This window comes from Bradyrhizobium sp. OAE829, assembly GCF_040546575.1.
Lineage (GTDB): Bacteria > Pseudomonadota > Alphaproteobacteria > Rhizobiales > Xanthobacteraceae > Bradyrhizobium.
Map to the genome: position 1 here is coordinate 2,025,134 of NZ_JBEPOE010000001.1, position 13,944 is coordinate 2,039,077.

Genomic DNA, 13,944 nt, shown 5'->3' on the forward strand with positions numbered 1-13,944 from the left:
CGGGCTCCGCCGACGGCCGCTAAAGCGGCCGCGACAAATGCGGTGCTATTGATTCCGGCGGGACGCGACGACATCGCGATACAGGGCGGCGTAGCGGCTCGCCCGATTGCGCCACGATACATCCGTCGACAGGCCATTGTACTGCAACCTTCGCCAGGCTTGCTGGTCGTGCCACAGGAAATTGGCTCGTTGCAGGGCGCCAGCGAGGGCTTCGGCCGTGACGGGCCCAAACTTCAAGCCGGTTGCAGCGCCACCGGCCTCACCTACGTCAAGGACGGTATCCGCAAGGCCGCCGACCTGCGATACGATCGGGACAGTGCCATATCGCAAGGCGCAAAGCTGAGTCAGGCCGCATGGTTCGAAGCGTGACGGCACGACGAGGGCATCGGCGCCGGCTTGAATGAGATGGGCGACAGCCTCGTCGTAGCCGATCAGAACCGCTATCCGGCCCGGGTGCGCTTTTGCGGCGGCCTGATAAGCTTGCTGGAGACCCGCCTCTCCGCTTCCGAGCAAGACGAGCTGCATCCCTTCGCCGAGGATGGTCGGCAGGTTTTCAAGGAGGATATCCAGTCCCTTTTGCCAGGACAGCCGACTCACCACGCCGAGCAGCAGGGCGCTTGGGGATTGATCGAGACCAAACCGGCGCTGCAGTGCCAGTTTGTTTGCCGCACGGGAATCCAGCTCGGTCGCGCTGAAACGCGCGGCGATGTCGGGGTCGGTTTCCGGGTTCCAGACCGACATATCGATGCCATTGAGGATGCCGCTCAGGACCTGCGACCGTTCGCGCAGCAACCCACCCAGCCCCATACCTCCCTCATCGGTCTGAATCTCGCGCGCATAGGTCGGCGAAACCGTCGTGATGCGATCGGAGAATTGCAGGCCCGCTTTCAGGAAGCTGATCGTGCCGTAATATTCGACGCCGTGAATCGAGAAAGACTCGGGCGGCAAGCCAAACGCACCGAGCATGTGATGCGGAAACTTGCCCTGATAGGCCAGATTGTGGACCGTCATCGCGGTGGCGGGCCGGCGCTGATGGGTAAGGTGCAAGTAGGCAGGCGTGAGGCCAGCCTGCCAGTCGTGGGCATGTACCACATCAGGCACGAACGAGGGAATGGCGCCCTGGCCGATTTCGGCGGCCATCTTCGAAAGCGCGGCAAAGCGCACGCCGTTATCGGGCCAGTCCTTGCCATCAGGGGTGACGTAGGGGTTGCCGGGCCGTGCAAAGAGATGCGGCGCGTCGAGCACGAGCAAATTGAGGTTGCCATGCACGCGACCGAGCAGGCGGGCCGGTCCGCCAAAAAACTCCGGCACATGGAGGAATTCCTCCGCGACCGTCAGCCCCTTGATGACATCGGGATATCCCGGCACCAGGGTCCGCGTTTCGATGCCATGCGCTTGCAGCGCAGCCGGAAGCGCGCCGACGACGTCGGCAAGACCTCCTGTCTTGACGATCGGATAGATTTCAGAGGCGACCGCAAGGACGCAAAGCTCGCTCATGCATCTAGCCTGTCGATCATCGGCTGCGTGATCAGCGTGATACCCTGCGCCGTGGTTCGAAACCGTTTCGCATCGAGTTCAGGATCTTCGCCGACCACGAGACCTTCCGGGATTCGAACACCGCGATCGATCACGACATTCTTCAACCGCGCATGCCGGCCCACATTCACGTAAGGCATGACGACGGCATTCTCCATGTTTGCATAGGAATTGACGTGCACGCCGGTGAACAGCAGCGAGCGGCGCAATGCGGCGCCGGATATGATGCATCCTCCGGAGACCAGCGAAGTCACCGCCTGTCCGCGCCGGTCCTGCTCATCGTGAACAAACTTGGCGGGAGGCGTGATCTCGGCATGGGTCCAGATCGGCCATGCACGGTCGTAAATATCAAGTTCGGGTAAAACGTCGGTGAGGTCGATGTTGGCGGCCCAGTAGGCATCGACAGTTCCGACGTCCCGCCAATAGCTGCGTGGATCGCCATCGGACCTGACGCAGGAGGTGGAGAATTGGTGCGCCACCGCCCGGCCGTTCTTGACGAGGTAGGGAATCAGATCCTTGCCGAAATCGTGGCTCGAATTCGGGTCGTTCGCGTCGCGCCGCAACTCGTCGAACAGGAATTTCGAATCGAAAACATAGATCCCCATGCTGGCCAATGACTTGTCGGGCTTGCCGGGCATCGGCGGCGGATCGGCCGGCTTCTCGAGAAAGGATTTCACGATGCCATCGTCATCCACGTCCATGATCCCGAAGCCGCTGGATTCCGCACGCGGCATTTCCAGGCAGCCGATGGTGACGTCGGCGCGCTGTTCGACATGCTGCTTCAGCATGCGCTCGTAGTCCATCTTGTAGATGTGATCTCCGGCGAGCAGCACGATGAATTTGGCATCGTGCGACTCGATGATGTCGATGTTCTGATAAACCGCGTCCGCCGTTCCGAGGTACCAGTTGGTCTCCGAGACGCGCTGGCTCGCCGGCAGGATGTCGAAGCTCTCGTTGCGCTCCGGACGAAAGAAGTTCCAGCCCATCTGCAGGTGCCGGATCAGGCTGTGGGCCTTGTATTGGGTTGCAACCGCGATCCGGCGAATTCCGGAGTTCACCGCGTTGGAGAGGGCAAAATCGATGATGCGCGATTTTCCGCCGAAATAGACCGCCGGCTTGGCGCGCCTGTCGGTCAGCTCCAGGAGCCGGCTTCCACGACCGCCCGCAAGAACGAAGGCGAGCGCATGGCGTGAAAGCGGTTCGTTGACGATGGCCATTTTTGTCCTCCCTGGGAACCACAACGCATGCCCCCGACACCCTCTCTTGTCCGGAGGGCAGATCGAGGGCCACGGGACCGATAGTAGCGGGACGATTGGTTGATCGGAAAGTGATATGTAAAACGGCCGAGTTCTGAAGTTTGTTCCTTCCGGGTCCATTTCTCATGGATGCCAGTCAGCCACCGAACGCACCATATGCCATCCCAGCATATCAAGAGCGGCGGTCATGTCCCGGAATTTGGGCCGCGTGTTGGTAAACGCGGACCAGCAAAAATCACTATTTGTTCGTACAGAAAGGGTTTCTGTTCCAGGCAACGAACCGCCATGCCACCAATTATTGGCCGAATTAACGAATAGGCCCTTGGCATAACGAGGATTTGCGGCGGTAGGGGTGCTCATTGTGCGGAGCGTGTCGTCGGTCAGCAGTTGTTTCGTAGTCTTGAACCCATCGATATGAACGAAGAACGTTGTCATCTCGCTCGGTGTCGCAATCCAACCACCGTGAGAATCCATTCGGGCGACGTTCATCCCGTAAGGATCGCCCCCACCCGGACTATAGTATTTTACCTCGTTGATCGCCCGGTCCACCAATCTGTTTCCGGCAATCTGCATTTCGGTTATTCCACAGCGCTTTAGAATGTTTTCCTTGATGAATTGTTCGTAGGTCTGACCAGTAAGTTTTTCAATCACGCGCCCAAGTATGCAATAGCCGAAATTGGAGTAGGCAAAGGATGTCCCTGGAGGGACGGCAAGAGGCATCTGCTTCAATGTCCAGGTAATTAATTCCCGATGGTTCAGTTGCTTGTTCAAAAACATTGGATCGCGAGCATCGTTTTTCCAGCCACCGGTGGTGTGAGTTAGCAGATGCTCGATTGTAATTCGTGTTTCCGATCCATCGGCCGACCACGGGTAATCATCACCAAAAATGGAATTTGGTCCAAAAATGCGCTGATCGAGCTGCAGTTTTCCTGCTTCGATGAGTGTGAAGATTCCGGTGGACGTAATCGGCTTCGATATGCTTGCTACGCGAAATCGATGTTGCGGCGTTAATGCTTCGCCGGTCTCTCGATCCGCAACGCCGAACGCCTCAACATAGGCGGGCCTTCCCTTGATTGCGATCGCAATCGAGAGCCCCGGAACCTCATAGGTTTCCATGAAAGCGGCAGCCAACCGAGCCAATCTCTTGCGCTCATCCGGCGTCGGTGGCGAGGCGGGCTCCTGAGGAAAAGCTGGGGACGATCCTTGGACCATTCCTGCAGCACAAAGTAACGAAGTCTGAAGCAACTGTCTGCGTGAAATGGACATCGCGGCCTTTCTCAACAAAGAGCGATATCCCTAGCGTAGATTGTTTTCTTGTATTTTGCACCTGGTCCCAGAACGGCGTGAAGTCCGTTTAGGGTCAAGAAGGACCAGAGAGAACGTCTGCTGCTGGCGCGCCCCGCGGGCATTCGTTGCAAGCAATCAAGAACGCGTCATGAATCGCACGATGGCGAGAAGTTCGGCGCGCCGCGCGAGAAAAAGAAAAAGGCCGGCGGGCATTACGCCGCCGACCTTGTCTTGCAACTGCCGGCTCGAGGGTCCGGTTCCGTTGCTTTGCATTTCGTCGTGCTGGATTGGTAGCGCGACGCGTCGGCGGACACCATTGCACGCGGGTATGGTTCGGCCGAACCGAGGTAGCCTCCCGCTACGCAATTGGAATGGAGCCGCCTATCCCTTGGTTTAGGGTGCATATTCGCGCGACTGGACTGTCGGCGTCATTTCGGGTGGGGTCGCCTCGCCGCTGGTTCTGGAATAACCGCTCCTGACGCCAAACGGCCGTTCGGCGCTGACCCGTTACGGGCCGCCCGCCTTCAACACTTCGAACACCGCGGCCGTATCCTGATCGCCCAATCCCATCGCCATGGCCCGGGTGTAAACCGGCTGGGTCATCGCAAAGAGCGGCGTTTCACAGCCGACCTCGCTGGCGAACTCCGCGATAATGGCCATGTCCTTTTTCCAGGTCGAGATCCGCATCGTTGCAGGTTCATAGAGGCGGCTTGCCATCATCGGGGCCCGCATCTGAAACATCCGCGAACCGCCCGCGCCGGGAGCGATCATCTCGATCACCTGATTCAAATCGAGGCCGGCCCGTTCTGCGAGCAGCATCGCTTCCGCCGAGGCGACGTTGTGAATGGCGACCAGGTGATTGGCGATGAACTTCATCCGGCTGCCATTGCCGTATTCGCCGAGATCGGCACTTTGCTTGGCAAAGTCGGCAAACAGACTGCCACAGCGCGAGATCGCGGCTTTATCGCCGCTCGCATAGACGACGAGGTCTCGAACCGCGGCCTGGGCGCCGGTGCCGCTGAGCGGACAGTCGAGCGCGATATGACCTGCAGACTCGAGAATTTGCTTGAAGTACACCTTGTCGGCGATGGCGAACGTACTGAGTTCGACCACGATGCGCTCACCCTGCGCGCACGCGGCGATTTCCGTCGCGACGGCATGGGCAGCCCCGGCGTTGGGCAGGCTCGTCATGACCGTCGAGGCACGGGCGGCGACGGCGCTGGTGCCATCGACGATATCAACGCCGGCAAGCGCAAGCTCGCGCCTGCGCGCCGGCTCGGTGTCGAATCCGACGACGGCCCAGCCGCGCGTGGCGAGGTTGCGGCCGATGGCGCCCCCCATGATGCCCAGTCCAATGATACCCACTGTCCGATCTGTCACATGACCTCCAGCCTGTTGACTCCTGCCAACAACCAACCCGCCCGACGATTCTCAGCCAACCGCGGGAAATCATATCATTGGCGGTGCTTCGCGGTCCGGCTCAAATCCGAATTCCTCCCGGAATGCCCGCTTCTGGCGCACAGCGGACGTTCGGCCAAATGTCGATGTCCGTTAAGTGCCGATTTTGTTGCAAAAGTCAGTTGAGACAGGCCGCGAAGCGTGATTCCGTTGAGGTTACGCGATTCTCGGTGAGGTCGATCCATGATGGGCCGTCTGCAGAGTGACCAAGGTCAACTGTTCTACGAGTTTCGTCTTGGCGATGCGGTCCCCGAAGATCATCTGGTGCGGAAGATCGACACTGCGCTCGATCTGTCGTGGCTTCGCAGCGAGCTTGCGCCTCATTATTCGTCGATGGGTCGTCCATCGATCGACCCGGAACTGATGATCCGGATGCTGGTGGTGGGGTATGTGTTTGCGATCCGCTCGGAGCGATTGATCTGTCGTGAAGTGCAGGTGAACCTGGCCTATCGCTGGTTCTGCAAGCTCGGTATCGAGGATGCTGTCCCGGATCATTCGGCGTTTTCGCGTGCCCGGAACGAGCGTTTTCGCGAGGGGGATATTTTTCGCCGGGTGTTCGAGCGGGTCGTCGAGGCGTGCATTGCGGCCGGTCTGGTTGGCGGCGAAGGCTTCGCCGTCGATGCGAGCCTGATCCAAGCCGATGCCAACAAGCAGCGCTCAATCGCAGGTCAGGATTGGCGCAGGGATCGTGATCCGGCGAGATCAAGCCGCGCTGTGAAGGAGTATCTGGCGACCCTCGACGATACGGCGTGGGGCGCCGCCAGCGACGTTGTGCCAAAGTTCGTCTCGCCGTCCGATCCCGCGGCCCAGTGGACCGGGGCGCACAAGGGGCCGGCATTCTTCGCTTACTCCGACAACTATCTCATCGACGTGAAGTTCGGCGTGATCGTTGACGTCGAGGCCTCCCGCTCCATTCGACAGGCCGAGGTCGGCGCGGCAAAGACCATGATCGAGCGAACAGAGGAACGCTTCGGCCTTAAGCCGGAACGGCTTGTCGGAGATACCGCTTACGGGGCAGCTCCGATGCTGAACTGGCTGGTCGAGGAGAAAGGCATCGCGCCACATATCCCCGTGTTCGACAAGTCGAAGAGAGATGACGGCACCCTCTCGCGCAGCGACTTTCGATATGATCCGACCAGCGACGTCTACCACTGCCCGGGCGGGAAGCAGCTCGGAACGAGCGGCACCGTGCACGAGGGCAAGACACTTCTATATCGCGCCAGCAAACTCGACTGCGATGTATGTCCGCTCAAACCGCAATGCTGTCCGAAAGACCCATCGCGCAAGATCCCGCGCGACATCCATGAACACGCCCGAGACGTTGCCCGTTCGCTTGCGGAGACTGAAGCCTTCGAGCAGTCACGCCGTGAGCGCAAGAAGATCGAGATGCGGTTTGCGCACCTCAAGCGCATCCTGAAGCTCGGCCGCCTTCGACTGCGCGGTCCACGAGGCGCCCAGGATGAGTTCGTTCTGGCTGCCATCGCCCAGAACCTGCGGCGGCTCGCATCGCTGGTTGCGCGACCGCCACCCGCTCGGGCTCTCTGTATTGCGTAAGCGTAATAGTTGCGTAGAGAGTGTCAGGGTCGAGGGACCAAACCCCGTCGCCCGAAGTCAAATGGCCGAACGACATCATCGGTCACAGCCGACTTTTGCAACAAAATCTGCCATGAACGGACCTGCCGCCTATTCGATGACCTGGTCGGCGCGGGCAACCAGCGTCGAAGGCACGGCGAGATCGAGTGCTTTCGCCGTCTTCAGATTGATCTTCAGGGTCACCGCGGTCGGCTGCTCGATGGGAAGGTTGGCCGGCTTTTCGCCCTTGAGAATGCGATCGACATAACTCGCCGCAAGCCGCCACAGTTTAAAAAAGTCAGCAGAGTAGGACATCAGGCCGCCCTGCTGGACGGCGGTGCTGAATGGATAGATCGCCGGCAGTCGGTGTTCCGCGGCCCATGCAATAATCCGAGGTGTACTTGGTTCTATAGAGGCATCGGTGGTCACAACAAGACCGTCAAAGCCGCCGTTTGCGATTGCGGCAAAGCTAACCTCGATGTCGTTGGGCTTCGCCGAGAACGCGGTCAAATCGAGGCCAAGCGCACGCGCCGCTGCCTGCAACCGTTCCATTTCCAGGACGATGCTCGGATTGTCGGCATTCCACAGCACCGCAACGCGATGCAGCTTCGGCAGCGCCTCTTTCAGCAGTTCCAGCCACTTTTCGCTGTATTCAGCCGCAAGCAGCGAGAGCCCGGTGACGTTGCCTCCCGGCCGTGACAGGCTAGCCACGAGACCCGTGCCGACTGGATCGCCGGATATGCAAACGATCGGCACGGTTGAGGTCGCGCGCCGCGCTGCAAGGCTGATGGACGTACCCACCGTCACAAGAACGTCGACCTTGAGCGCGAGAAGCTCGGCAATGAGTGCCGGGACCTTTTCGATGTCGCCGTGGGCGTATCGGTCTTCGAACGCGAGATTGCGCCCGATTTCGTAGCCCTTGTCGACTAGTCCCTGACGCAGCCCGGCGCCGCTCACGTCCGTGCTACGTTCCCCGATCCAGACATAGCCAACCTTGGGCGTGCCCGACCGCTGCGCATGTGCCACTACCGGCCAAGCCGCCGCCGCGCCGCCGATGAGACCGATGAACTCGCGGCGCCTCATGCACACCCCCGTCTCGGAGGCAGCATCATAACTGCTCAAACGGACACCTTGATAGAGGTTAAAACCGGGCTCGCTACTGCAACATGAGATGCCGGCCAATGTCCGCTCCGGGCCAAAGGCTGACCTGGAGGGTATGCCCGCTTCTGGCGCAAAGCGGGCTTTCGCCAATTGAGCGATGCTCGAAATACTGACTTGTTGCCAGTGGTGCTGGACGCTACCTTCGTTTGCTCGATTTTTTCGACTACGCTATTTTTCCTGGAAGCTCAAATGATCTGCCCGGGTTGCCAGCACGAAAACAGCGCGGAAGCGAAGTTCTGCGAGGAATGCGCTTTCGCCCTGGCACCTGTTTGTACGAGTTGCGGCAACCAGTTGTCGCCCACGGCCAAGTTCTGCTCGCATTGCGGTCACGCCACGGGCCGGAGCGTGCCGACGTTCTTGTCTTCGCGCTCTTTGGCGCTGAGACCGCCGACCCCGCGCCACCTCGCCGAAAGAATCCTCACGGCCAGAGCCGAAGTCGAGGGCGAGCGAAAGCAGGTCAGCGTGCTGTTCGCTGATATCACGGGCTCATTGGAGCTGATATACGGCCGGGATCCCGAGAGTGCGCAGGCGATCCTCAATCCCGTGCTCGAGCAGATGATTGAAGCCGTCCATTACTATGAGGGGACGGTCAACAGGCTTTTGGGTGACGGCATCATGGCGATCTTCGGTGCGCCATTGGCGCACGAGGATCATGCCGTGCGCGCTTGCTATGCCGCGCTGATGATACAGGAATCTGCCGCCGAGTTGGCGGACCGTGCCGAACAGCCGCTCAAAATTCGCGTCGGGATCAACTCCGGGGAAATTGTCGTCTGCGCCATCAGTAAAGATCTCGATATGGAATACACCGTCGTTGGCGAGACCGCGCATCTGGCGGCTCGCATGGAGCAGATGGCGCGGCCCGGCTCGATCCTGACGACAACGCAGACCATCCGATTGGCGGAAGGATACATCACCGCGCGGTCCCTCGGCCCGATGCCGATCAAAGGACTTGCCGATCCCGAGGAGGTCTATGAACTCGTCGGCGCAGGCCCCGCGCGCACCCGTTTGCAGGCGGCGACCATTCGGGGCCTAACCCAGTTCGTTGGCCGCGAGACCGAACTGGATCAGCTCCGCCGTGCACAGCAGCCGGTGGCCACCGGGGCAGGCCAATTGGTCGCCGTTATCGGCGAGGCCGGCGTTGGCAAATCGCGTCTGCTTCATGAGTTCACCCACTCGCATCGGCTGCTCGGGTGGCTGGTGCTCGAGACCACGGCGATCTCGCTCGGACGAGGAACGAGCTATTTGCCCGTGGTCGCGCTTCTCAAGAGCTATTTTGCGATCCAGGACCGGGACGAGCAGCAAGAAATACGCCGCAAGGTCGTCGAGAAGACAATCGCGCTCGACGAAGGGCTCGAACCGACACTTCCGGCGCTATTGGCGCTGCTCGACATCCCCGTCGACGACGCCGGCTGGCACGCGCTCGATCCGGCCCAGCGCCGGCGTCGCTATCTTGACGCCGTAAGAGGCCTGATACTGCAGGCAGCTCGCAAGCAGCCGGTTCTCTTGATCTTCGAGGACCTTCATTGGGTGGACAACGAGACGCAAGCATTGCTCGACGCCCTCGCGGGCGCGCTCGGCTCGGCCCGGCTGCTGCTGCTGGTCACCTATCGTCCCGGCTACCAGGACGTCTGGGGCTCGAGGCCAAACTACCGTCAGGTCAGGTTAAGCGCGCTGCCGACCCATGACACCCATGATCTGCTGGAGGTGCTGCTTGGCCGGGATCCCGAACTTGATCCGCTCAAGCAGCTTCTGATGGGGCGCGGCGGCAATCCGTTTTTTCTCGAGGAAACTGTCCGCGCCCTGGTGGAAACGCAGGCCCTGTCGGGAGAACGGGGTCATTATCGGCTGATGCGCCCGATTGGAAACATTCAGGTTCCACCCACGGTACAGGCCATCCTGGCGGCGCGCATCGATCGGCTTCTCCCCGGCGACAAGAATCTGCTGCAGATCGCGTCCGTGGTGGGCCGGGAGATTCCGTTGGCGGTGCTTCGGCCCATGGCCGATTTCACCGAAGACGCACTCGATCATGCGCTCGAACATTTGCAGACGGCCGAGTTTCTCTTTGAGACCGGACTTTACCCGGACGTTGAATATTCATTCACCCATGCGCTCACGCATGAAGTGACCTATAATGGACTGCTGCGGGCACGGCGGAGCTCGCTCCATGCGCGACTGGTCAATGCGATAGAGACCTTGTATCGGGATCGGCTCGGCGAACACATCGAGCGCCTGGCGCAGCATGCTGTGCGTGGTGAGCTGCTGGAGAAAGCTGTTCGATACCTCCGGCAGGCCGGACAGAAAGCGCTGTCGCGTTCGGCGCTCGAGAACGGACGGGTCTGGTTCGAACAGGCGCTCTCCATCCTCGAGAAAGTGCCAGAAACCAAAGAGAATATCGAACTTTCCATCGATATCCGGTTTGATCTGCGCAACTCGCTTCACCCGCTGGGCCACCTCGAGCGATGCCTGGATCACCTCCAGAAGGTGCAGGTGCAGGCCACGCAGCTCGGCGACAAGCGAAGACTTGGCCAGGCTTCATCGTTCCTGTGTCAGTATTACCGCCTGATGGGGGAGCTCGATCCCGCCACCGAAGCCGGCGAACGCGCCATGGCGATCGCCGAAGAACTCGACGAACTGCCGCTGCGGATGGTGGTGAGCGGACATTTTGCGGCCCTGTGTGCCGCCAGGGGAAATCACCGTCGCGCAGCAGAGATACTGGACGCGGCGGTTGAGCGCCTTCGCGGCGACATTGCCACCGAGATGATGGGCACCACGGGGGTTCTTGGCGTATTCATGCGCGGATATCTTGCGTGCTCGCTCGCCGAACTCGGCGAATTTGAACGCGCTGCGTTTTTCGCCAAGGAGGCCGTCGAAATCGCCGAAAGCGCGAACCAGGTCTACAGCCTCGCCTTTTCCTATTACTGCAAGGGCACGGTTCTGGTGCTGCAGGGCAACGTGGCGCAAAGCATCGCGGTCCTCGAGCAGGCTCTTAATCTCGGCCGCTCGTGGACGCTTCCCCTGGTGCTACCGCTGATCGGCGTAGCGCTCGGGCACGCTTATTGCCTGGCGGATCGCGCGGACGAGGCGATCGCGCTGCTGGAGGAAACCGAACGCGACGGAAACACCATGCATCGCCTCGGCGGCCACGCCATGATTCTGGTTCGCCTGGGCGAAGCCTATCTACAGGGCGCCCGCATGGCCGACGCGGAGCGAACCGCCCGGCGAGCGCTCCTGATTGCGCGCAAACAGGGAGAGTACGGTTATGAAGCCTACGCGCTCCGGCTGCTTGCCGAGCTTGGACTGAGTGACCCCTCCCCCCTCGACGAGAGCGAAACCAATTTTCACGAAGCCCTGCGAAAGGCCGAGGCGTTCGATCTGCGCCCCCTGGCGGCTCAATGTCACCTCGGGCTAGGAAAGCGCTACAGGTCGGCCGGCCAGGGCGGAAGCGCCGAGCAGCATCTCAATGCGGCCGCAGCCCTGTTCCAGCAACTTGGCATGCAATTCTGGCTGGAGCAGACGCAGTCGCAGCTTGCTTCATTGTCCTAGTTTAGGCTCGAAGAGAAGAGCCAGAACAGGCAGACGCCATATCCAGCGCAAAACCCCGTTACGAGGGATTTGTTGATGGTTCGGTAATCTTCTGCATCCAAGATTCGGGCAGTTAGTTGCGTTGGAGTACCGCTTTGGAAAATTTTGACGAGCTGCGCGACCTCGCAGCGGACGTTCGCACATTCATTGAAAGCTCAGAAGACCCAGCCGCCGCATTGAGGGATGTGGTCGCGGCCTATGATGTTGTTTTGGGTATCTTCCCCTCTGAAGAGGGAATGGGCCTGCACGTCGTCAAGGGCAGCAGTTTGCTTGACCGCCTCGCTACCCTGCAGTCGAATGCCCTCTATAGTCACACCGCCATTGCCTTGCATAACCGGGAACAGGCGGTTCAGCTTCAAGCGCTGGTGGCTTAAAGGCGGCCCTCTGAGGTCGTTCAAACTGCTTTTGACGGGCGCCGCATCGTAAGGGTCCGGCGCTTCGCAGCCTTGGTTTCCGGGGCTGCAACTTCCAGGGCGGTGACCTCCAGTCCGCAAGCGCTGGCCAGCCCTCGCAGCTCGAGTTGAAGCGCCTCGAGCTCATGGCTGTCGAGGCCTCCATCGATTGCGAGCGCGGTGACGACCGGATCCCGGATCTCGGGAGACTTACTTCTTGGCGGCCTTCTTTTTCTTGGCAGCTCTCTTCTTGGCTCTTGCTTCCCTTGCAAGACGGTCTTTTTTTGCGGCCGCGGTCGCTTTCCACTTTTTCTCAAAATCCTTCACTCCCGCGACGAACTGACGAAGCATCGCCTTCCCTTCGGCGCTCTTCGGCGTGACCGCTACCCTAATATAGGTACGGCCTGTGGTGCTTATCTTCTTGTTGACTTGAATGTACGCCATCCGCTTTTGCCCCTTCCCGTTGTTTTCAGGCGGCCCCGACCGGAGGCGGCCCCTTGCCAAGTACTTCGAATGTTATCAGCGAATTGGGAGGCGTGGAAGATGCGGGGCGCGCTATCGAGGTCTCGCATCATGTACCAGTCCGGCGTGGCCTCGTAGCTGTCTTCGATCTTGACCTTCAGGCCTCGCGCCAGCTGAACGAAGGTCCTCGCCATGTTGTGCTTTCCGACCATATCGAAAATGTTGGTCGAAGACGTAAACCGGCCGACGCCGATTTCCGTGATGCAGGGAATGCCGCGCACATCCTCCTTGAGATCCACGCTGAAAACGCCGGAGGCCCTTGCATCAAGCAGCTTGATAGCCCGCACGCAGGTGTCCACGACTTTCGGTTCGAAGACTGTCTTTGCCAGCCCCGCCACCGAGGAGACCCGCGACGGCTGGCTGCCCATGCCAAGATAGGAAAGCCGCTCGTAGGTCTTGATCAGCACCAGCTCGCCGTCCTTCCAGACGCTCTGGCAACCGAAATCCCGCCCCGGCAAAAACTCCGACAGCAAGAACGCTGCGACCGGCACGCCGCGCATCTCCTGCCAGTACTTGATCCAGCTCCGTGCCTGCTCGGCGGTCTGGACCGGCAGCGCGCCGAGCGCGCCGGCCCCGCTGCGAACGCGGCACCACAATGGTCTGCCGCCCTTGAGCTGCTGGAAGATTTTGCTGACGTTGTTCAGGTCCCGCACCGGATAGGTTTCAGGAGCGTCGATGCCGTTGCGGCGCAACAGCGAAGCGAGACGGTACTTGTCGCGGGCAACACTCAGCACGGCTTCGCTGGGCAGAAAAAGATATTCGCCGAGCGCCTTCCGTGCGCGCGACAGGCTCTCAACATCGGAATCAACGGTCGGAATAATGACATGCAGGCGCTCGGTCTTCATGATCCAGCGCAGCACCTCGCTCCATTCCGGGTGATCGGCGGGCGGAACGAGGTAATTTCTGTCGGCGTCGGATTTCTTCAGAGCGAACTGGTCGTCGTTGCAGCCAACGATAAAGGAAGAGCCGGCGCCGGCCCGCATGCTGCGGACCAAATTGTTACTCGAACCGTTACCCGCGCTCGTAAACAGCAATCGCGCAGCCACCAACTTCTCCCGTATCGCTTAAATTATGATTTCGCCTGAAAGGAAGTAACGATGAACCTCGCGAGGGTAGGCAACAAATCTTGCTGAAGCAACCAAGGATGGGCCGTATCCCACAGCGACAAGCGTTCGCGA

10 protein-coding genes are annotated in these 13,944 nt (G+C 60.2%); 3 read left to right on the forward strand and 7 right to left on the reverse strand.

Going from position 1 to position 13,944, the window contains the following annotated elements:
* Positions 1 to 45: 45 nt before the first annotated feature.
* From glgA to ABIE49_RS09805, 4 genes are all read right to left on the reverse strand, one after another.
* Positions 46 to 1,497, reverse strand: coding sequence for a glycogen synthase GlgA (gene glgA / locus ABIE49_RS09790; protein WP_192738794.1), 1,452 nt, complete (start codon positions 1,495 to 1,497; stop codon positions 46 to 48).
* On the reverse strand, positions 1,494 to 2,753 hold the full coding sequence (glgC, locus tag ABIE49_RS09795; RefSeq protein ID WP_192738795.1) for a glucose-1-phosphate adenylyltransferase: 1,260 nt from the start codon (positions 2,751 to 2,753) through the stop codon (positions 1,494 to 1,496). The genes glgA and glgC overlap by 4 nt, the downstream gene beginning before the upstream one ends.
* Positions 2,754 to 2,915: 162 nt before the next feature.
* A complete protein-coding gene (locus tag ABIE49_RS09800; protein WP_192738796.1) occupies positions 2,916 to 4,058 on the reverse strand; it encodes a serine hydrolase domain-containing protein in 1,143 nt (380 codons plus the stop codon).
* A 528-nt stretch (positions 4,059 to 4,586) separates the two neighbouring features.
* The gene (locus tag ABIE49_RS09805) at positions 4,587 to 5,495 is read right to left on the reverse strand and encodes an NAD(P)-dependent oxidoreductase (protein ID WP_354066719.1); all 909 of its coding nucleotides are present in this window, start codon (positions 5,493 to 5,495) and stop codon (positions 4,587 to 4,589) included.
* A 225-nt stretch (positions 5,496 to 5,720) separates the two neighbouring features.
* Here ABIE49_RS09805 and ABIE49_RS09810 point away from each other — a divergent pair, with 225 nt between their 5' ends.
* Positions 5,721 to 7,091, forward strand: coding sequence for a transposase (locus ABIE49_RS09810; protein ID WP_354066552.1), 1,371 nt, complete (start codon positions 5,721 to 5,723; stop codon positions 7,089 to 7,091).
* Positions 7,092 to 7,220: 129 nt separating this feature from the next.
* Here the strand turns inward: ABIE49_RS09810 and ABIE49_RS09815 are convergent, their stop codons facing one another.
* Positions 7,221 to 8,291 carry an ABC transporter substrate-binding protein gene (locus tag ABIE49_RS09815; RefSeq protein ID WP_192737926.1) on the reverse strand — a complete coding sequence of 357 codons (1,071 nt, stop codon included), beginning with the start codon at positions 8,289 to 8,291 and terminating at the stop codon, positions 7,221 to 7,223.
* Between the two features lie 102 nt (positions 8,292 to 8,393).
* On the opposite strand from ABIE49_RS09815, the gene ABIE49_RS09820 reads away from it, so the two are divergent.
* Positions 8,394 to 11,813, forward strand: coding sequence for an AAA family ATPase (locus ABIE49_RS09820; RefSeq protein WP_354067441.1), 3,420 nt, complete (start codon positions 8,394 to 8,396; stop codon positions 11,811 to 11,813).
* A gap of 134 nt (positions 11,814 to 11,947) precedes the next feature.
* Positions 11,948 to 12,226 (forward strand): hypothetical protein, encoded by a 279-nt coding sequence (locus tag ABIE49_RS09825; protein ID WP_192737928.1) that lies wholly within the window; start codon positions 11,948 to 11,950, stop codon positions 12,224 to 12,226.
* 228 nt (positions 12,227 to 12,454) lie between these two features.
* Here ABIE49_RS09825 and ABIE49_RS09830 read toward each other — a convergent pair whose 3' ends face one another.
* Together ABIE49_RS09830 and ABIE49_RS09835 are read right to left on the reverse strand one after the other, a co-directional pair.
* Positions 12,455 to 12,688, reverse strand: a complete 234-nt coding sequence (locus ABIE49_RS09830) for a hypothetical protein (protein ID WP_192737929.1) — start codon at positions 12,686 to 12,688, stop codon at positions 12,455 to 12,457.
* Positions 12,658 to 13,812 carry an ATP-grasp domain-containing protein gene (locus ABIE49_RS09835; protein ID WP_354066721.1) on the reverse strand — a complete coding sequence of 385 codons (1,155 nt, stop codon included), beginning with the start codon at positions 13,810 to 13,812 and terminating at the stop codon, positions 12,658 to 12,660. The genes ABIE49_RS09830 and ABIE49_RS09835 overlap by 31 nt, the downstream gene beginning before the upstream one ends.
* Between the last annotated feature and the right edge of the window lie 132 nt (positions 13,813 to 13,944).

What these genes read in the sequence shown, in the direction of transcription:
- glgA (WP_192738794.1), bottom strand. Translation starts at nt 1,497, where the DNA reads ATGAGCGAGCTTTGCGTCCTTGCGGTCGCCTCTGAAATCTATCCGATC.
- glgC (WP_192738795.1), bottom strand. Translation starts at nt 2,753, where the DNA reads ATGGCCATCGTCAACGAACCGCTTTCACGCCATGCGCTCGCCTTCGTT.
- ABIE49_RS09800 (WP_192738796.1), bottom strand. Translation starts at nt 4,058, where the DNA reads ATGTCCATTTCACGCAGACAGTTGCTTCAGACTTCGTTACTTTGTGCT.
- ABIE49_RS09810 (WP_354066552.1), top strand. Translation starts at nt 5,721, where the DNA reads ATGATGGGCCGTCTGCAGAGTGACCAAGGTCAACTGTTCTACGAGTTT.
- ABIE49_RS09830 (WP_192737929.1), bottom strand. Translation starts at nt 12,688, where the DNA reads ATGGCGTACATTCAAGTCAACAAGAAGATAAGCACCACAGGCCGTACC.